Origin of the sequence: Nocardioides sp. (assembly GCF_030149505.1) — a bacterium.
Lineage (GTDB): Bacteria > Actinomycetota > Actinomycetes > Propionibacteriales > Nocardioidaceae > Nocardioides.
Genome location: NZ_JASBRN010000053.1, coordinates 81,401 through 102,962, shown reverse-complemented (window position 1 = coordinate 102,962; position 21,562 = coordinate 81,401). Strand labels below are relative to the sequence as shown.

Annotated in this window: 16 protein-coding genes; 12 read left to right on the top strand and 4 right to left on the bottom strand. The window is 73.7% G+C overall.

Annotated features, from left to right (window positions below):
• Positions 1 to 50 precede the first annotated feature (50 nt).
• The 3 genes from rlmB to Q1V71_RS11840 all read left to right on the top strand — a co-directional run bounded on the left by rlmB (position 51) and on the right by Q1V71_RS11840 (position 4,304).
• Positions 51 to 998 carry a 23S rRNA (guanosine(2251)-2'-O)-methyltransferase RlmB gene (gene rlmB / locus Q1V71_RS11850; RefSeq protein WP_300644020.1) on the top strand — a complete coding sequence of 316 codons (948 nt, stop codon included), beginning with the start codon at positions 51 to 53 and terminating at the stop codon, positions 996 to 998.
• 19 nt (positions 999 to 1,017) lie between these two features.
• A complete protein-coding gene (locus Q1V71_RS11845; protein WP_300644019.1) occupies positions 1,018 to 2,757 on the top strand; it encodes a metallophosphoesterase in 1,740 nt (579 codons plus the stop codon).
• An 83-nt stretch (positions 2,758 to 2,840) separates the two neighbouring features.
• Positions 2,841 to 4,304: an ABC transporter substrate-binding protein gene (locus tag Q1V71_RS11840; RefSeq protein ID WP_300644018.1), complete on the top strand. Its 1,464-nt coding sequence runs from the start codon at positions 2,841 to 2,843 to the stop codon at positions 4,302 to 4,304.
• A 48-nt stretch (positions 4,305 to 4,352) separates the two neighbouring features.
• Here Q1V71_RS11840 and Q1V71_RS11835 read toward each other — a convergent pair whose 3' ends face one another.
• Both Q1V71_RS11835 and Q1V71_RS11830 read right to left on the bottom strand, forming a co-directional pair.
• Complete coding sequence (locus tag Q1V71_RS11835) at positions 4,353 to 5,006, bottom strand: TetR family transcriptional regulator (protein ID WP_300644017.1); 654 nt, start codon at positions 5,004 to 5,006, stop codon at positions 4,353 to 4,355.
• A 1-nt stretch (position 5,007) separates the two neighbouring features.
• Entirely contained in the window at positions 5,008 to 7,308 is a 2,301-nt protein-coding gene (locus Q1V71_RS11830; protein ID WP_300644016.1) for an arylsulfatase, read from the bottom strand.
• A 213-nt stretch (positions 7,309 to 7,521) separates the two neighbouring features.
• Between Q1V71_RS11830 and Q1V71_RS11825 the strand changes: the two genes are divergently transcribed.
• The 6 genes from Q1V71_RS11825 (at position 7,522) to Q1V71_RS11800 (ending at position 15,057) form a co-directional block, all read left to right on the top strand.
• On the top strand, positions 7,522 to 9,012 hold the full coding sequence (locus Q1V71_RS11825; protein ID WP_300644015.1) for an ABC transporter substrate-binding protein: 1,491 nt from the start codon (positions 7,522 to 7,524) through the stop codon (positions 9,010 to 9,012).
• The gene (locus Q1V71_RS11820) at positions 9,012 to 11,054 is read left to right on the top strand and encodes an ABC transporter permease (RefSeq protein WP_300644014.1); all 2,043 of its coding nucleotides are present in this window, start codon (positions 9,012 to 9,014) and stop codon (positions 11,052 to 11,054) included. The genes Q1V71_RS11825 and Q1V71_RS11820 overlap by 1 nt, the downstream gene beginning before the upstream one ends.
• Positions 11,047 to 11,928: an ABC transporter ATP-binding protein gene (locus Q1V71_RS11815; protein WP_300644013.1), complete on the top strand. Its 882-nt coding sequence runs from the start codon at positions 11,047 to 11,049 to the stop codon at positions 11,926 to 11,928. Before Q1V71_RS11820 ends, Q1V71_RS11815 begins: the two co-directional genes overlap by 8 nt.
• Positions 11,925 to 12,632, top strand: a complete 708-nt coding sequence (locus Q1V71_RS11810) for an ABC transporter ATP-binding protein (RefSeq protein WP_300644012.1) — start codon at positions 11,925 to 11,927, stop codon at positions 12,630 to 12,632. The genes Q1V71_RS11815 and Q1V71_RS11810 overlap by 4 nt, the downstream gene beginning before the upstream one ends.
• Positions 12,629 to 14,422 (top strand): choice-of-anchor P family protein, encoded by a 1,794-nt coding sequence (locus Q1V71_RS11805; RefSeq protein WP_300644011.1) that lies wholly within the window; start codon positions 12,629 to 12,631, stop codon positions 14,420 to 14,422. Before Q1V71_RS11810 ends, Q1V71_RS11805 begins: the two co-directional genes overlap by 4 nt.
• A 65-nt stretch (positions 14,423 to 14,487) precedes the next feature.
• The gene (locus Q1V71_RS11800; RefSeq protein WP_300644010.1) at positions 14,488 to 15,057 is read left to right on the top strand and encodes a hypothetical protein; all 570 of its coding nucleotides are present in this window, start codon (positions 14,488 to 14,490) and stop codon (positions 15,055 to 15,057) included.
• 280 nt (positions 15,058 to 15,337) lie between these two features.
• Here the strand turns inward: Q1V71_RS11800 and Q1V71_RS11795 are convergent, their stop codons facing one another.
• Together Q1V71_RS11795 and Q1V71_RS11790 are read right to left on the bottom strand one after the other, a co-directional pair.
• The gene (locus tag Q1V71_RS11795; protein WP_300644009.1) at positions 15,338 to 16,537 is read right to left on the bottom strand and encodes a DUF4032 domain-containing protein; all 1,200 of its coding nucleotides are present in this window, start codon (positions 16,535 to 16,537) and stop codon (positions 15,338 to 15,340) included.
• 20 nt (positions 16,538 to 16,557) lie between these two features.
• A complete protein-coding gene (locus Q1V71_RS11790) occupies positions 16,558 to 18,381 on the bottom strand; it encodes a glycoside hydrolase family 13 protein (RefSeq protein WP_300644008.1) in 1,824 nt (607 codons plus the stop codon).
• A 193-nt stretch (positions 18,382 to 18,574) separates the two neighbouring features.
• Here Q1V71_RS11790 and Q1V71_RS11785 point away from each other — a divergent pair, with 193 nt between their 5' ends.
• The 3 genes from Q1V71_RS11785 (at position 18,575) to Q1V71_RS11775 (ending at position 21,557) form a co-directional block, all read left to right on the top strand.
• Complete coding sequence (locus tag Q1V71_RS11785) at positions 18,575 to 18,712, top strand: hypothetical protein (RefSeq protein ID WP_300644007.1); 138 nt, start codon at positions 18,575 to 18,577, stop codon at positions 18,710 to 18,712.
• A 248-nt stretch (positions 18,713 to 18,960) separates the two neighbouring features.
• The gene (locus Q1V71_RS11780) at positions 18,961 to 20,781 is read left to right on the top strand and encodes an ABC transporter ATP-binding protein/permease (RefSeq protein WP_300644006.1); all 1,821 of its coding nucleotides are present in this window, start codon (positions 18,961 to 18,963) and stop codon (positions 20,779 to 20,781) included.
• Positions 20,778 to 21,557, top strand: a complete 780-nt coding sequence (locus Q1V71_RS11775) for a serine/threonine-protein kinase (protein WP_300644005.1) — start codon at positions 20,778 to 20,780, stop codon at positions 21,555 to 21,557. The genes Q1V71_RS11780 and Q1V71_RS11775 overlap by 4 nt, the downstream gene beginning before the upstream one ends.
• Positions 21,558 to 21,562: the final 5 nt, after the last annotated feature.

Genomic DNA, 21,562 nt, shown 5'->3' with positions numbered 1-21,562 from the left:
GGAGCCGCTCGCCGGCGCTCACTGCTCGACAACCGAAGAAGGACACTGACGTGGCAGGCAACTCCCAGCGCAAGGGCGCGATCAAGAAGAGCGGCAAGGGCAACCCCACCGCCGGCTCCGGCGGCCGCGTGCGTCGCGGCCTGGAGGGCAAGGGCCCGACGCCCAAGGCGAAGGACCGGCCCTACCACCAGGCGCACAAGGCGGCCAAGCGCGCCGAGAAGCAGGCGCAGGCCTCGCGCCCGCGTCGCCGCACCAGCAGCGACGCCGAGTGGATCGCGGGGCGCAACCCGGTCGTCGATGCCCTGCGGGAGGGCGTGCCGGTCAACGCGCTCTACGTGGCCGAGGGCGCCGAGCGGGACGGCCGGCTGCGCGAGGCCTTCATGCTCGCCTCCGACCGCGGCATCAGCCTGCTCGAGGTGAGCAAGCAGGAGCTCGACCGGCACACCGGCGGCGCGGTGCACCAGGGCCTCGCGGCGCGCATCCCGGCCTACGAGTACGCCCACCCCGACGACCTGCTCGACCGGGCCGCGGAGATGGGCGAGCAGCCGCTCATCGTGGTGCTGGACTCCGTCACCGACCCCCGCAACCTCGGCGCGGCCGTGCGCAGCGCCGCCGCCTTCGGGGCCCACGGCGTCGTCGTCCCCGAGCGGCGCGCCGCCGGCATGACGGCCTCGGCGTGGAAGACCAGCGCCGGTGCCGCCGCCCGCATCCCGGTGGCCCAGACCGTCAACCTGACCCGCCAGCTGAAGGCCTACCAGGACGCCGGCTGCATGGTCGTCGGCCTCGCCGCCGACGGCGAGGTCGAGCTGCCGGCGATGGACCTGGCCGACGGGCCGCTGGTGCTGGTCGTGGGCTCCGAGGGCGACGGGCTCTCGCGCCTGGTCGCCGAGACCTGCGACCTGCTCGTCTCGATCCCCATGGCCAACTCCGTGGAGTCGCTCAACGCCGGGGTCGCCTGCGGCGTCGCGTTGTACGCCGTCGCGAGGGCCCGGGACTGATCCCGTGCCGTCGCAGGGCGTGACCGACGGGCCCGCGGGCCCGCGGCGCGTCCTGCGTCTGCCACGACGCACCGGCGCCGGCCTCCACGTCCTGGCCCTGGCTGCGGCCTGGCTGGGCCTCTCGGTCCTGGCCGGGCTGACCCTCTTCCTCGGCTCCTCGCGCGAGGTCACCCTCGCCAGCCACGACGCCGTGCTCCAGCCGACGCTCTCGCGCCAGGTCGTGGTGCGCACGGGGCCGGTCCTGCCCGACCTGCGCATCGACTCCGGGGCTCCTCTCGGTGTCGACGTGCGACTCGGCAAGACCGACGCCTCCAGCACCGAGGAGCTCGTGGACCGGTACGCCGTGATCGCCTCCAGCCCCGAGGGTGCCCGGGCCCGCGTGCGCGAGGCCGTGGTCGACATGGCGTGGCAGGCCGCGCTGCGCGGGGCGGCCGTGGGCGCCGTACCCGTGCTGTTCTGGGTGCTGGTCGGCCCGGCGCGCCGACGCGAGCTGCTGCGCTCGGTGCCGAGCCGGCGCGGGGCCGTCGCCGTCGCGGCCGTCACTGCGGTGGGGCTGGCCTGGTGGCAGCCGTGGACCCCGGCGGACGAGCGGGTCGAGGACGCGCGGCCGTGGATCCCGCTGGCGGAGTTCCTGGGTCCGCAGGTGCCGCTGCCGGAGGAGCTGGACGGGGTGGAGGTGCGCGGCGACGTCACCACCAGCCAGACCCGACGGCTGATCGAGAGCGCGGTCGACACCTACGAGAAGTCGCGCGGGTTCTACGCCCAGGCCGCCGAGGACGCGCTCGAGCTGGACCTGCGCGAGCCGGCCGAGGACGAGACCGTCGCCATCCTCGTCTCCGACCGCCACGACAACATCGGGATGGACGCCGTGGCGCGCGCGGTGGGCGACCGGGCCGGCGCAACGGTCGTGCTCAACGCCGGCGACGACACCTCGACCGGAGCGACCTGGGAGGCCTTCTCGCTGGACTCGGTCAGCGCCGCCTTCGACGGCTACGACCGCTTCGGCGTGGCGGGCAACCACGACAGCGGCGACTTCGTGGCCGACTACCTCGCCGACCACGGGTGGACGATGCTCGACGGCGAGGTCGTCGAGGGCCCCGGCGGCAGCACCCTGCTGGGCGTCGCCGACCCGCGGTCCTCCGGCCTCGGCAGCTGGCGCGACGAGACCGGGCTCTCCTTCGAGGAGGTCGGCAGCCGGCTGGCCGACGTGGCCTGCGACACGGCCGCCGAGGACGGCCCGATCGGCACCCTGCTCGTCCACGACGTCAACCTGGCCTCCGAGGCCCTCGCGCGCGGCTGCGCCGACCTGGCGGTGGGCGGGCACCTGCACGTCGAGGTGGGCCCCGACCCGGTGGTCGGTCCCGAGGGCCAGGTGGGCTACCGCTACACCAACGGCACGACGGGTGGGGCGGCGTACGCCATCGCGCTCGGCTCCAAGCCGCGCCGCGAGGCCCAGATGACCCTGGTGACCTACCGCGAGGGTAGGCCGGTCGGTCTGCAGGGCGTCTTCCTGCAGACCAACGGCCGCTGGGAGGTCGGGGAGTACACCGTCCTGGTCCGGCCCGACACCGTCACCGGCGCCGAGGAGGACGGCGGGCCCGGCGAGGAGCAGCAGGGCTCGGTCCTCGTGCCCTCGCCCTCGGGGACGCCGGACCCGGGGCCGGCGAGCGGTCCGGGCACCGGCCCGCGCGAGCAGGGCCCGGACGCCGACGACGCCACCGGCCGCCCCCGGGAGCAGGATCGGCGCGACGGCAGGTAGAACACGTTCTCGTGATCCGCGTCACTTCCGGGGGTGGGGCTCGTTGAGCCCCCAGACGCAACAGGCGACCACGAGGAGGTCCGGTGTCCCGCTCCCGCACCAGGCTGGCGACGGTGTCCGTCGCCTTCGTGATGGTCCTCAGCGCCTGCGGCTCCCAGCTCGCGCCCGCAGACGTGGTCGCGGCGGGAGGCACGGCCCCGGGCGGGGTCGTGGTCGGGGCCGACGGCCAGCCGGTGTCCGCCGACGGTGGGACCACCGGAGGCACCACCGGCTCCGACGGCGGCACCACGGGCGGCACCGGGACGGGAGCCACCGGGGGCGGCGGCACGACCGGTGGCGGCACCACGGGCGGCACCACCGGCGGCGGCGCCGGCCCGGGCGAGGGGCCACCCATCAAGACCGGGTCGTGCGAGGGCTTCCAGAACGGCCCCGGCATCACCGACGACACCATCACCATCGGCAACTCCTCCGACATCTCCGGCCCGGTGCCGGGGCTCTTCGAGTCCGCCCAGGACGCCACGAAGGCCTTCGTCGCCTACTTCAACCGGGTCAACCCCGACGGCATCTGCGGGCGCACCCTGGTCCTGAAGAACTACGACTCCCGCACCGACGCCAGCGCCGACCAGCGCAACCACGTCGACGCCTGCGAGAACGTCTTCGCCATGGTCGGCTCCATGTCGGCCTTCGACTCCGGTGGCGCGGCCACGACCGAGGCCTGCGGCCTGCCCGACATCCGCTCCGCCGGGGTGACCGGCGACCGCCAGGAGTGCTCCACCTGCTTCGGTGCCCAGTCGACGATCGCGGGCGAGGTCAACAACGCGGTCGCCGACTACGTGCTGGAGAACTTCCGCGACGCCTCCCAGAACGCCGCGAGCCTCTACATCAACGCCGGTGCCGCTGCCGAGAACGGCCAGCTGCAGCCGCGCGCGATGACCCAGCGAGGGATGCGGTTCACCGTCGTCCGGGGCATCGAGACCTCGGAGTTCAACTACGCGCCGTTCGTGCAGGAGCTCAAGGACGAGGGCGTGGGGTACGTCCAGATGACCGCCGCGGTCCCGCAGTTCGTGCGCCTGGCCCAGGCGATGACCCAGCAGGGCTACGAGCCCGACGTCTTCATGATCGACCCCACGGCCTACGAGCCGGCGCTGATCGAGCAGGGCGGCGAGGACGTGGAGGGCATCACGATCTGCACGAACTTCGTGCCCTTCGAGGAGGCCGACCGCAGCCCCGAGACCAAGCTCTACCTCGACTGGCTGCAGACGACCAAGCCCGGGGCGACGCCGGACTTCTTCGGGGTCTTCTCGTGGTCCGCGGCGCGGCTCTTCGTCGAGCTCGCGGCGGGCCTGGGCGGCAAGCTCTCGCGCGAGACCCTGCTCGAGGCCATCCGTGGCACCGACGACTGGACCGCCAACGGCCTGCACGCGCCGCAGAACGTCGGGCCCAAGCGCACCGGCGAGTGCTTCCGCTTCCTGCAGGTCAGGGGCGGGAAGTTCGTGCCGCTCGGCAGTCGCGACTACACCTGCAACGGCACCACCGTCGTGCGCTGAGCCCAGATCGGGAGGCTGAGCCGTCGGGACACGGGGCCGTCCAGGGCGTCAGCGGCCGGGCAGGTGCGAGGCCGCCGTGCGCACGAGCTCCCGCAGCGGTACGCCGGAGCGCGGGTGGATCCAGTGCCGGGCCGCCCAGCCCCACAACCCGAGCGAGACCGCGGCGGCGACCGAGGCGGCCTCGTCGGGGCGTTCCAGCCCGCGTCGGCGGGCCAGTCCGAGGCCGACCGCCGCCTCCCACGCGGTGAGCGCCTCCGCCGAGCGACCGCGCAGGGCGGGTGAGGTGGCGGCCGCGACCGCGCGCAGCCGGACCCGGTCCCGCTCGGGCTCGAGCTCGATCGCCATCCTCTCCAGCACCCACACGGCGGCGGCCAGGTCGTCGAGCCCGTCGGGTGCGAGGAGCAGCAGCGCCAGGATCCGCTCGCGCCGTGCGGCCCAGCCCATGTCCAGCACCTCGTCCTTGGTGGCGAAGTAGCGGAAGAAGGTGCGGGGCGAGACCTCCGCCCGCTCGGCGATCGCCTCGACCGTGGTCGCGTCGAAGCCGTCACGGGCGAAGAGGGTCAGCGCGGCGTCCTCGAGGGCGCGGCGGGTGCTGCGCTTGTGCTGCTCGCGGCGCCCGAGCGCGAGCGGGTCGTCCGCGCCCGGGACGGGGTCCTCGGCGGGGTCCTCGGCGGGGTCGCCGCCGGTCTGCTGGCTCGGCACCTCAGTCGCCGGCGACGGCCGCGCGCACGCGGTCCTCGGTGTCCGGGACGCTGAAGGTGGCACCGGCGCCACTGCGCAGGACGACCTTCTCCAGCCGGCCGGTGAAGGCGAAGGGCGGGCGGTAGTCCCCGCACAGCGGGAGCCCGCGGTCGCGGCCGACGGTCAGTCCCACGGCGGCCGAGGACAGCTGCGGCAGGAAGGACGTCCCGCGCACCTCGCCGGAGGCCACCACGCGGTCGTCGACGGACAGCTCGAGGCGCTGCGGCCCGTCCGCGCCGGCCGGACGCAGGTCGAGCCCGACGACGTGGGCACCGGCGGGAACGGGCTCAGAGGCCTGCACCCGGTCGGTGGCGTCGAGCAGCGCGAAGCAGGCCGTCGGACGACCGTCGAGGAGGTAGACGCCCCAGCCGCCCTGGTGGTCGCCGATGGCGGCCAGGATGCCCGAGGCGTGCTCGTCGGGGACCTCCACGTGGGCGCGCAGGGAGAAGCCGCCGCCGGTGGCGGGCAGCATCGGCTCCACCACGGGGGCGCCGCCGGGACGGTAGGTCGCCTCCTGCGGGGGTGGGAACTCGCCGGGGTGCAGGTGGAACATCGACCCGGGGAACTCGAAGAGCGGCAGCACCTGGTTGCGGCCGGCCTCGGCCCACCACAGGCCCTCCATCCGGCGTACGAGGTCGGGGTGGGCGTCGGCGAGGTCGGTGCTCTCGGAGAAGTCCGAGCGCAGGTCGTAGAGGGACCAGCGGTCGGTGGCGTGGTCGAAGCTGCCGGTCACGTGGTCGCGCTCGCCGAACTGGTTCGCGACGTGGTCGGTCACGGCCTTCCAGCCGTCGAGGTAGAGGCTACGCGAGCCCATCATCTCGAAGTACTGCATCGGCCGGTGCTCGGCGGCCCCGGCGTCGGTCAGGCTGGCCAGGAAGGACGCACCGTCCACCGGCTGCTGGGTCACGCCGTCGACGGCCTCGGGCAGGTCGACGCCGGCGGCCTCCAGCAGGGTGGGGAAGAGGTCCACGGCGTGGGTGAACTGACCCCGCACGGCGCCGGGGTCGGGGACCCGGCTGGGCCAGCGCAGCACGAACGGTGCGCGCACCCCGCCGAGCCAGGAGTAGCGCTTCCACAGCCGCAGCGGGGTGTTGCCGGCCCACGCCCAGCCCCAGGGGTAGTGGTTGGAGGCGTTGGGCCCGCCGAGGTCCTCGATCCGGTCCATCGCGGTCGCGGCGTCGGGCTGCAGGCCGAGCCAGCCGGCGGCCTCGTTGGGCGTGCCGCTGGGTCCGCCCTCGGCGCTGGCGCCGTTGTCGGACATCACCATCACGATCGTGTCGTCGGCGATCCCGATCTCCTCGAGGAAGTCGAAGAGGCGTCCGAGGTGGTGGTCGGTGTGGGTGAGGAAGCCGGCGAAGACCTCCATGTAGCGGGCGTAGAGCCGCTGCTCGTCGGCGGTGAGGGAGGACCACTCCGGGACCCAGGACGGGCGGTCGGTCAGCACGGTGTCGGCGGGGATCACGCCGGCGGCGACCTGGCGGGCGAAGACCTCCTCGCGGTAGGCCTCCCAGCCGTGGTCGAAGGCGCCGCGGTAGGGCTCGACCCACTCCGGGTCGACCTGGTGGGGGGCGTGCGCGGCGCCGGTGGCGAGGTAGCAGAAGAACGGCTTGCGGGTCGTGGCCTGCTGCTGGTCCTGGATCATCCGGATCGTCTCGTCGACCAGGTCCTCGGTGAGGTGGTAGCCCTCTTCGGGCGTGGCCGGCGGCTCGACGTGGTGGTTGTCGCGCACCAGCTCCGGTGCCCACTGGCTGGTCTCGGCACCGAGGAAGCCGTAGTACTTCTCGAAGCCCTGGCCCAGCGGCCAGCGGTCGAACGGTCCTGCCGCGGAGGTCTCGGTGCGTGGCGTGAGGTGCCACTTGCCGACGGCCATCGTGTTGTAGCCGCTGTCGCGCAGCAGCCGGGCCATCGTCGCCGCGCTGCGCGGGATCCGCCCGGTGTAGCCGGGGAAGCCCATGGCGGCCTCCTCGGTCACGCCCATCCCGACGGCGTGGTGGTTGCGACCGGTCAGGAACGCCGCCCGGGTCGAGGAGCAGACGGCGGTCACGTGGAAGCGCTGGTAGCGCAGGCCCTGCTCGGCCACCTCGTCGATGCGCGGTGTCGCGATCCCGGAGCCGAAGCAGCCGAGCTGGGCGAAGCCCACGTCGTCGAGCACCACCATCAGGACGTTGGGGGCGTCGGCGCCCGGCCGCGGGTAGGGGACCGGCCGCGACTGCGAGGCCAGTGCCTGGTCGACGACGTGCTGCGGCGGCGAGATCGCGGGCATGCCGGGAGCGTAGGCGGCGCCGGAGCCGCGTGGCAGCCGGATGCCAGTTCGACCTGTGCTCTCGCGTGAAAAACTAGAACATGTTCCACTTGGTGAGACGGTCCTGCCTGAGGAGCGCGCCACCCCCTTGCCTGTGTGGGAGGCGTCACCTTTGACTGAGGTGGTCGTTGATTCCCCAGAACGTGAATGCTGTTCATCACCCCAGGAGGTCTGGTGCCCGTGGCCCGCTCGGTCCGCACCCGTACGCACATCCGTCGCTCGGCCCTGACGGTCGTCGCAGCCAGCATGGCGCTCCTCCTGGCAGCGTGCGGCTCGCAGCTGGACCCCAGCCAGGTGGCGGGCGCCGGTGGCACCCTCGGCGCAGGCGGCGTCGTGGTCGGCCCCGACGGCCAGGTCGTGGCCGCCGACGGCTCCGTCCCCGGTGCGGTGGGCGGGGACACCGGCGGCGCCGGCGGCACGGGTGGTACGACGGGGTCCGGCGGCACCGCGGGCACCGGCGGCACCGGCGGCACCGGGGGCTCGGCCGGCGGGCCCGGCGCGGACGCGCCCATCCCCACCGGCAGCTGCGAGGGGTTCAAGAACACCACCGGCATCACCGACAGCACGATCACGATCGGCAACGCCTCCGACATCTCCGGCCCGGTCCCCGGACTCTTCGAGTCGGCCCAGGACGCGGTCAAGGCCTTCGTCGCCTACTACAACCGCAGCAACCCCGACGGCATCTGCGGCCGCTCGATCGAGCTGAAGAACTACGACTCCCGCACCGACGCGAGCGCCGACCAGCGCAACTACGTCGACGGGTGCGACAACGTCTTCGCGATGGTCGGCTCGATGTCGGCCTTCGACTCCGGTGGCGCCTCCACCGCCGAGGGCTGCGGGCTGCCGGACATCCGCTCCACCGCGGTGACCGGAGCACGCTCGGAGTGCAGCACCTGCTTCGGTGCCCAGTCGACGGTCGCCAGCCAGTTCCAGAACGCCGTCCCCGACTTCTTGAAGAAGAACTTCGCCCAGGCCGCGCAGAACGCCGCGATGGTCTACCTCAGCGCCGGCGCAGCGGCCGAGAACGGTCAGATCCAGCCCAAGGCCATGACCGCGCGCGGGATGAAGTTCGTCTACCAGCAGAGCGTGGACACCACGGAGTTCAACTACGCGCCGTACGTCCAGGAGCTGAAGAACGAGGGCGCCCGGCACGTGCAGTTCCTGGGTGGCATCCCGCAGTACGTCCGGATGGCCCAGGCCATGGAGCAGCAGGGCTTCGAGCCGGACGTCTTCGTGGTCGACCCGACCGCCTACCACCCGGACTACCTCGAGGGCGCCGGCAGCGCGGCCGAGGGCACGGTGGCCTTCATCAACTTCGTGCCCTTCGAGGAGGCCTCCACCAACTCCGAGATGCAGCTCTACACGAGCTGGCTGCAGCAGACCAAGCCCGGCGCGACGCCCGACTTCTTCGGGCTCTTCGCCTGGTCGGCGGCGCGGCTGTTCGTCGAGCAGGCCTCCAAGCTCGGCGGCAAGCTCTCCCGCCCGGCGCTGGTCGAGGCGCTGCGCGGTGTGGACAAGTGGACCGCCAACGGCATGCACGCCCCGCAGGGCGTCGGTCCCAAGCGCACCGGTGACTGCTGGCGCTTCGTCCAGGTCAAGAGTGGCAAGTGGGTGCCGATCGGTGGGACCAAGTACACCTGCACAGGCGTCACGGAGGTCTCCTGATGAGCTCGTTCCTGGCCTTCACCATCTTCGGGCTGGTCTCGGGGGCGGCGTACGCCATCGCGGCCTCGGGGCTGGTGCTGACCTACTCCACGACCCGCGTCTTCAACATCGCCCACGGTGCGCTCGGCATGCTGCTGTCCTTCGTCTTCTGGGACTTCAGCGTGCGGCAGGGGATGCCCACGCTGCTGGCGCTCTTCCTGGTGCTCTTCGTGGTCGCGCCCGCCATCGGCTGGTTCCTCCAGCGCTTCGTGGCCCGCGGTCTGGGTGACGCGCCCGTCTCGGTCTCCCTCGTGGTGACCGTGGCGATCCTCGTGGCGACCCTGGGCCTGGCCCAGCAGGTCTGGCCGCCGGAGGCCCGCTCGGTGCAGCCGTTCTTCGCCGGCACCTCCTACGAGATGTTCGGGTTCTTCATCACCGCCCACCAGATCATCACCATCGTGCTGTCCCTGGTGGTGGCGGTCGGGCTCTACGTCCTGCTCAACCGCACCCGCATCGGCACCGCGATGCGCGCCTCGGTCGACAACCCCGAGCTGCTCAAGCTCTTCGGCGGCCAGCCCGAGCGCGTCGCCGCGCTCTCCTGGGCCATCGGCACCTCGCTGGCGGCCCTCGCCGGCGTCCTGCTCGTCTCGACCGTGGGCCTGGACTACTTCGCGCTGCTGCTGCTGGTCATCAACGCCTTCGCCGCGGCGATCCTGGGCCGCCTGCAGAACCTCCCGCTCACCTTCGTCGGGGCGATGGCGCTGGGCCTGGTCACCTCCTACGCCTCGGGCTACCTGCCCACCGACGGGCTGCTCAACTCCGTGCGCAACGTCGTCCCGGCGCTGTTCCTCTTCGCCGTCATCGTGCTGATGCCCCAGGCGCAGCTGCGCATCGGCCAGGTCAAGGGCATCGTCTCCGCGCCGCTGCCCAGCCCGTTCAAGGCGCTGTCGTGGTCCGGTGCCCTGCTGCTGGGCGTGGCCCTGGTCGCCGGCGCCCTCAGCGAGGCCAACCTGCTGCTGGTCGGCACGGCGGCGACGTACGCCATCGTGATGCTCTCGCTGGTGCTGCTCACCGGCTACGGCGGGCACGTCTCCCTGGCGCAGATCACCTTCGTCGGCGTGGGCGCTCTGGCCTACATCAAGATCGACAGCCCCAACCTCGTCGGCCTGCTGCTGGCCGGCCTGGTCGCCGCCGGTGTCGGCGCGCTGGTCGCGCTGCCGGTGATCCGGCTGACCGGTCTCTACCTCGCGCTGGCCACGCTCGCCTTCGCGGTGATCATGGACCGGATGATCTTCCAGGCCGACTTCGCCTTCGGCTTCAACGGCTCGCTCTCGGCCGAGCGGCTCTCGATCCTCGGCTACCAGGTCGACTCCACGGCCGGCTACGTCTGGGTGATGGCGGTGTTCTTCGTCCTCATGGGCCTGGCCCTGCTCGTCGTCCGGGCCGGCCCGCTCGGCCGGATGCTCGTCGCCCTGCGCGACAGCCCCGCCGCCTGCGGCACCCTCGGGCTGGACCAGCGCTGGTTCCGCGTCGGCCTCTTCGCCGCCTCGGCCGGCATGGCCGGCATCGCCGGGGCGCTGTACGCCGGGCTGCGCGGCACCGTGGGCGCGGCCGAGTTCCAGTTCTTCGGCTCCTTCACCCTGCTGCTGCTCGCGGTCGTCTTCGGCGTCACCTCGGTGACCGGCGCCGCGCTCGGCGGGGTCGGGCTGATGATGCTCCCGGTGCTCCAGGCCGACTACCCGGGCATCGCCGGCCTCTTCTTCGTCGTCATTGCCGTGGGCGCGATCCTGCTGGCCCGCGACCCCAACGGCCTGGCCAACCAGCTCTTCCGCCTCGGCCGCCTGCTCGACCGCCGCTTCGGCAACCGGATCCGCGAGCGGATCCCCGTGCTCCCGGTCCCCGGCGGCAGCCTGGGCGGGATGCGGGAGCAGGCCCGGGCCGAGCACGACGCCAACGCCGCGGCCGACCAGTCGCTGACCACCGTCGGACTCGGCGGCGGTGCGGCCACGACCCCCGGCCCCGACCAGGGACCGGCAGAGAACAAGGAGCCCGCCGGTGTCTAGCCTCGCCGAGACCTTCGCGGGTTCGCACCGCGCGAGCGGCCGCCACGACGGGCCGCTGCTCGAGGTCGACCACGTGGTCGTGCAGTTCGGCGGCGTCACGGCCGTCAACGAGGCCTGCTTCACCGCCGACCCCGGCACCGTCACCGGGCTGATCGGGCCCAACGGCGCCGGCAAGACGACCTGCTTCAACGTCATCTCCGGGCTGCAGAAGCCCACCCGCGGCACCGTGCGCTTCCAGGGCAAGGACGTCAGCTCGACCCCCGTCCACCGGCGCTCCAAGCGCGGCATGGGCCGCACGTTCCAGCGCCTGGAGGCCTTCGGATCGCTCAGCGTCCGCGACAACGTCAAGGTCGCCGCTGACATCCACCGCGGCGTGCTCAAGGGCTTCCTCCCCGGGGGCCACGGCAAGAACATTGACGCCCTGCTGGAGCGGGTCGGCATCGCGGCGTACGCCGACGAGCGCGCCGACTCGATCCCGACCGGCACCGCGCGCCTGCTCGAGCTGGCCCGGTGCCTGGCCGGCGACCCGAAGCTGCTGCTCCTCGACGAGCCGTCCTCCGGCCTGGACGAGACCGAGACCGACGCGTTCGGCGACCTGCTGCGCGACCTGGCCGCCGAGGGGCGCGCCATCCTCATGGTCGAGCACGACATGGACCTGGTGATGGCGGTCTGCGACGTCATCCACGTCCTGGACTTCGGCTCGATCATCGCCTCGGGCGACCCGGCCACCATCCGCCGCGACCCCGCGGTGCAGAAGGCCTACCTCGGCTACTCCGACGAGGCCGACGCCGACGCGCACACCGTCACCGACCTGCCGGCCGTCTCCGACGACACGATGGTCATCCCCGCCGCACGCGAAGGAGTGGGCTCGTGAGCGTGCCGATCCTGGAGATCGTCGACCTGCACGCGGCGTACGGCCGCATCGAGGTGCTGCGGGGGGTGAACCTCTCGGTGCCCAAGGGCGCGGTCATGGCGCTGCTCGGCCCCAACGGCGCGGGCAAGTCCACGCTGGTCAAGGTCATCTCGGGGCAGAAGAAGCCCACTTCGGGCGACATCCACCTCGGCGGCGTGCACGTGCGCACCGGCGGCCCGGAGGAGCTGGCCCGCCTCGGCCTGTGCACGATTCCCGAGGGCCGCTCGGTCTTCCCGAACCTCACCGTCGAGGAGAACCTCCTCCTCATGTCGTACGCCGGGGTGCCGGCCGAGGCCGTCCTCGAGACCGCCTTCGCCTACTTCCCGCGCCTGAAGGAGCGCCGCAAGCAGCTCGCGGGCACGATGTCGGGCGGCGAGCAGCAGATGGTCGCGATGTCGCGGGCGCTGGCCTCCGACCCGGCCCTGCTGCTGCTCGACGAGCTCTCCATGGGGTTGGCCCCGCTGATCGTCGACGAGCTCTACGAGACCGTCGGCCGGATCACCGAGACCGGCGTCTCGATCCTGTGCATCGAGCAGTTCGCCCGCACGGCCCTGAAGATCTCCGACTACGCCGCCGTCATGTCCGGCGGTCGGGTCGTGGCCACCGGCGAGCCCGACGAGATCCTCGAGACCATGTCCGACGTCATCCTGGGAGGTGCCGCATGAGCGGCCGTCGCACTGTCCTCCGGCGCTCGCGCGCCCGTCGCCTCGGGGCCGGCCTGGCCGCCTCGGCGGTCGTGTCCCTCGCGCTGCCCCTGGCCGGAGGCGCCACCGCGGCGCCGGCGCCCACGAGCGCGCCGGTCGCCGCCGCGTCCGTGCGTGCTGCGGACCCGGAGTTCGCCGGGTACGCCGCCACGACGACGTCCACGCCGGTCCGGCTGGAGATCTTCGAGCCGACCATCCCGATCCCGGCCAAGCCGGAGGTCGAGTTCAACATCGGCTACAGCTCCGTCGTCGCGGACTCCTCCACCACGCGTGGGCGCGCGTCGCTGCTGTGGCCGGGTCCCGCCGTCGGTGAGGGCTTCAAGACCATCGTGGAGAACCTCGGGCTCCCGCCGGAGCTGGCCGGGCCGATTGCCGAGCAGGGCTACCCGGTCCAGGTGAACTCCAACCACCCGGCCGGCCCCGCCTCCCAGTCCGACGAGCAGTTCCCGGGCTCCATCCAGCGCACCAGCGCCTCGGCCGAGAAGACCACCGCCGCGGCCGGCTACTCCACCGACTGCCGGCTCGGGCAGCCCGGTGAGGCCGCGGCCGAGGGCGGAGAGGGCGGCGAGGAGGGTCCGATCCCCGGTCTCCCCGGTCTGCCTGGCCTGCCCGGGCTGCCGATCCCCGGTCTCGACGGGCTCTCCGGCCTCACGACCGGCCTGAGCACCGTGACCTCCGGGCTCGGCGACGGCCTCGGCTCGCTGACCGGCGCGCTCGGCGGCAAGGGCAACCGCGCCGAGGAGGAGGTCGCCTGCCCGATCCCCGCGCAGCTGGCGCTCCTCATCGACGTCGGCGGCATGGGGGCCACGTCCACCGTGACCCGCGGCGAGGGTGAGGACGGGATCGAGCGGGTGCGCGCGATCTCGCGCAGCGCGCTCGGCGAGATCAGCCTCCTGGGCGGCGTCATCACCCTCGACGGGGTCGTCTCGACCGCCACCGTGACCAGTGACGGTGCGAAGGCCGTCACGCGCGGCGTCACCGACTACGGCACCCTCACCATCGCCGGCCAGAAGTTCCGCTTCGGGTCCGACGGCTTCGAGGCCGCCGGGCAGGGCCAGGACCTGCCGGGCCTGCCGGCCGACCCCAACCAGGCGCTCGAGGCGCTGGGCATCCAGCTGCTGCTGCCCCAGCCCACCGAGGAGACCGACAAGGATCAGGGCTCGGTCGCCGTCGGCGGACTGCAGATCGTCATCGACGCCGGCGTCCTGCGCCGTCAGCTCGACGTCCTGCCGATCGACCAGATCTCCGAGGCGATCAGCGGCCTGCCGTTCCCCGAGGAGGCGGCGCAGCTGAAGAGCCTGCTCGGTGCCGCTCTCAACCTCGCCCCGAAGATCGTGCTCACCCTCGGCAACGCGTCCTCGGCCGTCGACACCAGCCCCGAGATCGAGATCCCTGAGGTCAAGCCGGGACAGACCGACAACGGCCAGAATGGCCCGGTCTCCGGCGGCGGTCCCGGTGCCGGTGGCTCCGCCGGGGTCCCCGGCGCTCCTGCAGCCGGCGCGCCGGTCGACGCCCCCGCAGCCGGCGGCGGCGAGCCCGCCATCGGCGACGACGCCCTGGTCGATGCAGCGCCTGCCGGCGCTGGGCTCCCCGAGCTGTTCTCCATCCCGGGCGCGCTGTTCTTCGGCGCCATCATCCTGGCGACGGTGCTCGGCTCCTACCTCCGACGCCTCGGCATCCTCGCCCTCGGTGGCGGGGCCGCCTGCGCCCACGGCCTGCAGTCGGGCCTGCCCGACCTCCGCAAGGCCTGACCGGCCCCGCGCCGACGTACCCACCCGCAGCACCTGCCACCGCCACGATCGACTGGAGACCCGCGATGACCGACACCACCCTCTCCACCCCCGCCTCCGGCTCGCGCCTCGGCGCGGGTGCTGCGATGCCGCGTGCCGGTTCCCGGGGCGGTGGCTCCGGCGCCGCGCCGGTGGTCAACAACAACTACAAGCTGCTCCAGGTCGTGCTGTTCTGGGCCGGTGCGGTGCTGCTGCCGCTCGGCCTGGTCGTCATCGTGCTGGGGTGGTACGGCGCGGCCAACACGCCCTTCGAGTACGACCAGATCTCCTACCTGGTCTCCGGCGGCCTGCTCGGCCTGGGCCTGACCTTCGCGGGCGGGTTCCTCTACTTCGGGGCGTGGCTGGCCCGGATCGCCGACGACGGTCGCGAGTCCTCCAAGCGCCTGGCCGACACCCTGCTCGTGCTGGCCGACGTCACCTCGCGGGCCGCGGCGATCCACGCCCCGGAGACCGACACCGACGCGCTGCCCGTCGTCGCCGGTGACGGCACCACGCTGCACCGCCGCGACTGTTCGCTGATCGCCCACCGCGACGACCTGCGCCCCGCCGGCGCCAACGCCGCCCACCTCACCGCCTGCCGGGTCTGCAAGCCGTAGGGCGCTTCCGGGGGTGCGCGGCGCCGCGCTCGGCCGGGGACGCGCCGCGGGGCGCGGACCGACGACGGCGGCCCCCTTCGTCGCTACCAGCCCTCCTCGCTCGTTCCTCACGAGGAGGGCCGCCAGACCCAACCACGCTCCTCCGGGGGCACCGTCGTCGGCCCGCGCCCCGCCGCGCCCCCGGCCGAGCGCGGCGCCGCGCGGTCCGTCCGTCGCTGGGAGAGGCCGCTCGCTCGTCCCTCACGAGCGGCCCGCCTGCCCGTCCCCGCACCGCCGGGGCTCAGTCGGTGGGGATGACCTCGACCGGCTTGGAGCCCAGCACGGTGTCGACGTAGTCGCGGGCGGTCTCGAAGATGTCGACCTCGTGGCCGGCTCGCTCGGAGAGATACCACCGGTGCTCCAGCACCTCGTGGAAGAACTCGGCGGGCTCCAGACGCCCGCCCAGGCCGCTGGGTACCAGGCGGGTGATCGGCTCGTAGATCTCGGTGAGCCAGCGCGAGGCGACGATGCCGCGGTCCTCGCGACCCAGGTCGTGGTGGGCGGAGAACGAGGCCATGTCGTTGAGCAGGCGACGGGCCTGGGCGTCCTCGACGTCGAGCCCGGTGAGGGCCTGCAGCTCGCGGCGGTGGTGGCCGAGGTCGACGACCCGGGGCTGGATGCGGACCCGGTCGCCGTCGAGGTCGGTGACGATGTCGAGCTCCTCGACGTCGAAGCCGAGGTCGTTGAGCCGCTCGATCCGCTGCTCGATCCGCCACATCTCGTGGGTGGAGAACTCCTCCTGGTCGGTGAGCTCGGCCCACAGCTCGTCGTAGCGCCGCACGAGCATCTCGACCACGTCGTGGGGCGAGACCTCGCCGGCGACGGCGTTGCTGGCCTGCAGGTCGAGCAGCTCGGCGAAGACGTTCTCGGTGCCGACGGTGACGTCGTGCTCGCGCAGGCGGTGCGAGAGCTGCTCCTTGAGCTCGCCGGTCTCGGCGTCGACGAGGTAGGCCGCGAACCCGCCGGCGCTGCGCCGGAAGAGCACGTTGGACAACGACACGTCGCCCCAGTAGAAGTCCGCGAGGTGCAGCCGCACCAGCAGCACCACCAGGGCGTCGACGAGCGAGGGCAGGTTCTGCGCGGTGGCGCCGTGGGAGAACAGGCTGCGGTAGGGCAGCGAGAAGCGCAGGTGCTCGGTGAGCAGGCACGCCGGCAGCGGCTGGCCGGCGGCGTCGGTGCGCCCGGTGACGACCCCGAGCGGCACGACGGCGGGCAGCCCCATCCGCTGGAGGTCGCGCAGCGTGCGGTACTCCCGGAACGCGATCTCCTCGACCGTCTCCTTGACGGCGTACACCCGCTCGCCCTGGCGCACGATCCGTACCACGTGACGCGACAGGCCCCGGGGCAGCGGCACCACGACGTCGGTGCCCCAGTCCTCCAGCGGCGTGGACCAGGGCAGCCGGACCAGGCCGGGGTCGGGGCGGGCGGCGACGATCCGCATGGAGGGGAGCCTACGTCGGCTCAGAGCCGCCAGAGCGTGACCGACGGTCCGTCGACGGGGCCGTCGGGCTCGGTGGTCAGCAGCAGCTCGGGGGTGGTCGGGAGGGGCAGCTCGAGAGGAGCGCCGGCGGCCCGGCGGGCGACGACCAGGACGGTCCCGGCGGGGTGCTCGCGCAGGAACGCCAGGCAGTCCTCGTCGACGTGCGCCCACCGCAGGCCGCCGTGCACGAGGGCGGGGTGCTCGGCGCGCGCGGCCGCCAGGGCGGCGTACGTCGACAGGGTGGCCTCGTCCCAGGTCTCGCGGCGGTGCCAGGGCATCGGGCGGCGCGAGTCCTCCCCGAGGACGCCCTCGAGCCCGATCTCGTCGCCGGCGAAGAGCATCGGCACGCCGGGCAGCGTGAACTGCAGCCCGGCCGCGACCCGGTGCAGGGTGCCGGACCCGGTCAGGGTGCGGATGCGGGCGGAGTCGTGGGAGCCGAGGATGTTCCAGGACTGGGCGGTGGCGCGCCAGCCGTAGCGGGCCTGCCACTCGCGGATCGTGCGGTGCACGAGCGGACCGCCGCGGTGGGCGACCGGCAGCGGGCGACCGAAGGCACGAGCAGGGGAGTCGGGGTCGCGCAGCCACGACCAGACCGGCCAGGAGAAGCCGGAGTAGTTCATCGTGCCGTGCCAGCCGTCGCCGTCGAGGTCGGCGGACGCGTCGTGGTTGTGCTCGCCGATGACCCAGGCGTCGGGCCTCTCGTGCTCGGCGGTGCGGCGCACGGCACGCGCGACCTCGTGGTTGACGTCGATCCCGCCGAGTCGACCCGTCATGTTGGCGACGTCGATCCGCCACCCGTCGAGGTGGACCGGCGGGCGCATCCAGCGGGCGACGACCGAGTCGGGCCCCTCGACCATCGCAGCGCGCATCGCCTCGCTGGTGTGGTCGAGCTTGGGCAGGGTGTGGTGGCCCATCCAGCACTCGTAGGAGCCGTCGGGTCGGAAGCAGTACCAGTCACGGTGGGGGTCGTCGGGATCGGCCAGCGCCGCGCGGAACCACTCGTGGGTGTCGCCGGTGTGGTTGGAGGTGAGGTCGCCCAGCACCCGCATCCCGCGGGCGTGCAGCCCCTCGGCCAGCCGGGCGTAGGCAGCGTCGCCGCCCAGCAGGTCGTCGACGCGGTCGAAGGTCGAGGCGTTGTAGCGGTGGTTGCTCTCGCCGGGGAAGACGGGCGTCGTGTAGAGCACCGTCGCCCCGGTCGCCTGCACGTGGTCGAGGTGCTCGGTGACCCCGTCGAGGTCGCCGCCGAAGAGCTGCAGCGGGGTGCGCGGGTCGGTGCCCTCGAAGACCACCTCGTCGTCCCAGTCGGCGGGCACGGCCCAGTCGGGCACGGGTCGCTCGTCGGCGGCGGCGGAGCGCGCGAACCGGTCGGGGAAGACCTGGTAGACCACGGCCTCCCGGCCCCAGGCGGGGGCGGCCGGGTGCGCGCTGACCTTGAAGTCGAAGGTGTCCGGCCCGTCGTGCTCGACGACGCCGGCCGCGGTCAGCCAGCGCTGCGTGCCGTCGGCGTGGGCCAGCAGGAAGCGGTAGTGCGTGACGGGGTTGTGCACCGGCAGCTCGCCCTCCCACCAGCGAGCGCCCGGGTCCGCGCCGACCGCGCCCACCGCCGGGTCGGGCACGTGCGGGGCGCAGGCGTGGAAGACCGGCTCGGCGTCGTACGTCGTGCGGAGCCAGACGCGCTCGACCTCGCCGGCCGGGTCCGCGGCGTGGGTGCGCAGGCGGACCTTGACCGGCCAGCCCAGGGCCGGGGTCTCGGTGTCGAGGTAGAGCGGGGAGCCGTCGTGGTGGGGCTCGTGCAGCAGGCTCATGCGCCCATCATCGCGGGCGACGGCCGAGCCCGCGGAACTCCCGTGAGAAGGCCCTCATCTGCGGCTCACGGTCACCTCACGAGCCGGGGACAGAGTTCTTCTCGTCGGGCAGCCAGCCCGGCGGCCCCGGGGCTCCCTCCCCGGGGCTCCCTCTCGGACCCGTCTCGGGATCCGTCTCGGAAAGGACACCACCATGGCTCGTTCCGGTCTCATCACCGCCCTGTCGCCGGCCACCACCGCGCGGCGCGCCGACACCGACAGCAACGACGGCCGCCGCCGGCGCCGCCGTCGTCGCAACCGCCGCAGCAACACCCGCTCGCGCACGAACTGACCGCGAGCACCAGGCGCTCGACGAGTGCGACCGGACGGGGAGCCCATCCACGGCTGTGTCCCTCGGCTCCATGGCCTGCTGCGCGCCGCCCTGCGGGCACCTCGCCGCGTTGTCGTCGGTCGTCGATGCTGGCGCATCGCCTCCCTCCTCCGCCTTGCGAGGCACTCCGCAGGACGACGCTCGCGACGGCCGAGAGCCGAGGGACACAGCCTGGGGCTCACCGTCCGGTGCGTGGAGGAGGAGACGCGATGACCGGGACCCAGCGCAAGAGGTCGCTCGGCGCCCTGCTGCGCCCGCGGGCCGACGACGCCCCGCTGGTCGACGCGGCACCCGGGCTCACGCTCGTCGCCATCGCCCGGCGGTTCTGGCCGCGGCTGCGGCCGGTGCGGGGCTGGCTACTCCTCGTCGTCCTGCTGCTCGCCCTCGGGCCGGCCATCGCCACGGTCGAGGTGCTGCTCTTCCAGCGGCTCGTCGACGACGTGCTGGTGCCCGCCGACCCCGGGCCGCTGCTGTGGCTGGCACTGGTCTACCTCGGGCTCAACCTCGCCAGCGGCGTGGTGAGCGGTGCCGAGGACTACACCTCCACCTGGGTCTCCCAGCGCTTCCTCGTCCCGCTGCGGCGCGACTGCTTCTCCCGGGTGCTCGACCAGCCCGCGCTGGTCTCGGACAAGCGCCGTGCCGGCGACACCCTCACCCGGCTCACCAGCGACGTGTCCGCGGTCGAGTCCTTCATGATCGGCCAGCTCTCCGTCGGGGTCGGTGCCGTGATGCGGCTGATCTTCTCCGTCGCCGCCCTGGCGTGGCTCTCCTGGGAGCTCACCCTGCTCGCGCTGCTCGTCGCGCCGCTCTTCTGGTGGGCCGCCACCGCGCTCGCGCGACTGACCCGCGAGGTCTCCCGCGAGCGGCGGCGCCGCGGAGGCTCCCTGGCCAGCGTCACCGAGGAGGCGCTGGGCAACGTCGCGCTCGTGCAGACCTACGGGCGTCGGGACGAGGCGCTGACGGCCTACGAGCGGCAGAACCAGGGGATCGCCGACGCCGAGCTCGTCGGCAGCCGCGTGCGCGCGGTCTTCCTACCGGTCGTGGACCTGCTCGAGCTCGCGGGCGTGCTGCTGGTCGTGCTCGGCGGGGTGTGGGCGCTGTCCACGGACCGGCTCAGCCTGGGCGGGCTGCTGGCGTTCCTGACCCTGCTGGCCCGTTGTTTCGGGCCGGTGCGCGACCTCGCCGACCTCGTGCCCGCGCTCTACTCCGCCTCGGCCGGCGTCGAGCGGGTCGTCGAGCTGCTGGACGCGCCGGCGGAGACCGACCTGCCGGACGCGGTCGAGCTCCCGCGCTCGCCGGTCGGTGCGCACGTGGTCCTGGCCGGCGCCGGCGCGACCTATCCCGGGGCGGGCGCGCCGGCGCTGCGCGGGCTCGACCTCGAGCTCCGGCCGGGTGAGCGGGTGGCCCTCGTGGGGCCCTCGGGCGCCGGGAAGTCGACCGTCGCGCGGTTGCTCACCGGCCAGGTGGCGGCTGACGCCGGTGCGGTCCGCGTCGACGGGCACGACGTCGCCGCGGTGACCCGGTCCTCGCTGCGCGCGGCCGTGACGCTGGTCCACCAGGAGCAGCTGCTGCTCGACGCGAGCATCGCCGACAACATCGCCTACGGCCGACCGGGCGCCACGCCCGAGGAGGTCGAGGAGGCCGCGCGCCGCGCCGGCGTCCTGGAGTTCGTACGACGCCTCCCCGACGGACTGGGCACCCGCGTCGGCCCGCGGGGTCGGTCGCTGTCGGGCGGCCAGCGGCAGCGGGTCGTCCTGGCGCGTGCCCTGCTGCGCGACGCCGCCCTCCTGGTGCTGGACGAGCCGACGACCGGGCTCGACGCCGCCACCGCCGCGGCGCTGCTCGACGACCTGCTGGGTGCACCCGGTCAGCCGGTGCGCGACCCGCGCCGGACCGTCCTCGTGCTCACCCACGACCCTCTCGTGCTGGAGCGGGTGGACCGGACGGTCGTCCTGGCCGTCGCCGAGCCCGACCCCCGCAGGGGTGCCGCTCCGTGCCGACCCGCTGAGCCGGTGGGGGCCGGGTCGTGACCGGGGGCGGGCCGGCCGCCGTCGTACCCGCCCCGGAGGTGGCGGGCTTCCGGCTGCTGTCGCTGCTCGGGCACGGCCGGCGCTTCGATACCTGGGACGCCTGGGACGAGGCACGGGGTGCGCGGTGCGTGCTGAAGCTGGTGCGGCCCGAGCGGGTGCACGAGCCCGAGGTGCTGGAGGCGTGGCGGCGCGAGGGCGAGGCGGTGACCAGGGTCGGGCACCCGCACCTGGTGCGCGGCTACGAGGTGCTCGAGCAGCCGCCCGGCATCGTGCTGGAGACCCTGCGCGGCGCGACGCTGGCGGCGGTGGTGGAGGAGGGGCCGTTGGCCGCCGAGGACGTGGCGCAGCTGCTGGCGCAGGTGGGCTCGGCGCTGGGCTACCTCCACCGCCACGACTGGCTGCACCTCGACGTGAAGCCGGCCAACGTCGTCGTCGACCACGGCCGGGCGGTGCTCATCGACCTCAGCCTGGTGCAGCGACCCGGGCCGACCAGGCGCGGCTCGGGGACGCCGGGCTACCAGGCGCCCGAGCAGCGGCGCGGCGACGAGGCCTCCGCGGCCACCGACGTGCACGGGCTGGCGCTGACCGCGCTCGAGGCGCTGCGCGGGGACCCGGTGCCGGAGTCGCGGTGGCGGCGCTCGATCACCCGCGCCTGCCCGCCGGGCACGCCGCCGGAGCTCGCGACGACGCTGGTCGCCGCCCTCGCCCCACGGCCCGGGGACCGCCCCCGGCTCGAGGAGCTGCTGGCCGTGGCACGCGGCCTGGTTGCCGACTGACTAGA

Excerpts from the sequence above, each read along its gene's own strand:
- Q1V71_RS11830 (WP_300644016.1), bottom strand. The coding sequence starts at position 7,308 with ATGCCCGCGATCTCGCCGCCGCAGCACGTCGTCGACCAGGCACTGGCC.
- Q1V71_RS11820 (WP_300644014.1), top strand. The coding sequence starts at position 9,012 with ATGAGCTCGTTCCTGGCCTTCACCATCTTCGGGCTGGTCTCGGGGGCG.
- Q1V71_RS11805 (WP_300644011.1), top strand. The coding sequence starts at position 12,629 with ATGAGCGGCCGTCGCACTGTCCTCCGGCGCTCGCGCGCCCGTCGCCTC.
- Q1V71_RS11800 (WP_300644010.1), top strand. The coding sequence starts at position 14,488 with ATGACCGACACCACCCTCTCCACCCCCGCCTCCGGCTCGCGCCTCGGC.
- Q1V71_RS11795 (WP_300644009.1), bottom strand. The coding sequence starts at position 16,537 with ATGCGGATCGTCGCCGCCCGCCCCGACCCCGGCCTGGTCCGGCTGCCC.
- Q1V71_RS11790 (WP_300644008.1), bottom strand. The coding sequence starts at position 18,381 with ATGAGCCTGCTGCACGAGCCCCACCACGACGGCTCCCCGCTCTACCTC.
- Q1V71_RS11785 (WP_300644007.1), top strand. The coding sequence starts at position 18,575 with ATGGCTCGTTCCGGTCTCATCACCGCCCTGTCGCCGGCCACCACCGCG.
- Q1V71_RS11780 (WP_300644006.1), top strand. The coding sequence starts at position 18,961 with ATGACCGGGACCCAGCGCAAGAGGTCGCTCGGCGCCCTGCTGCGCCCG.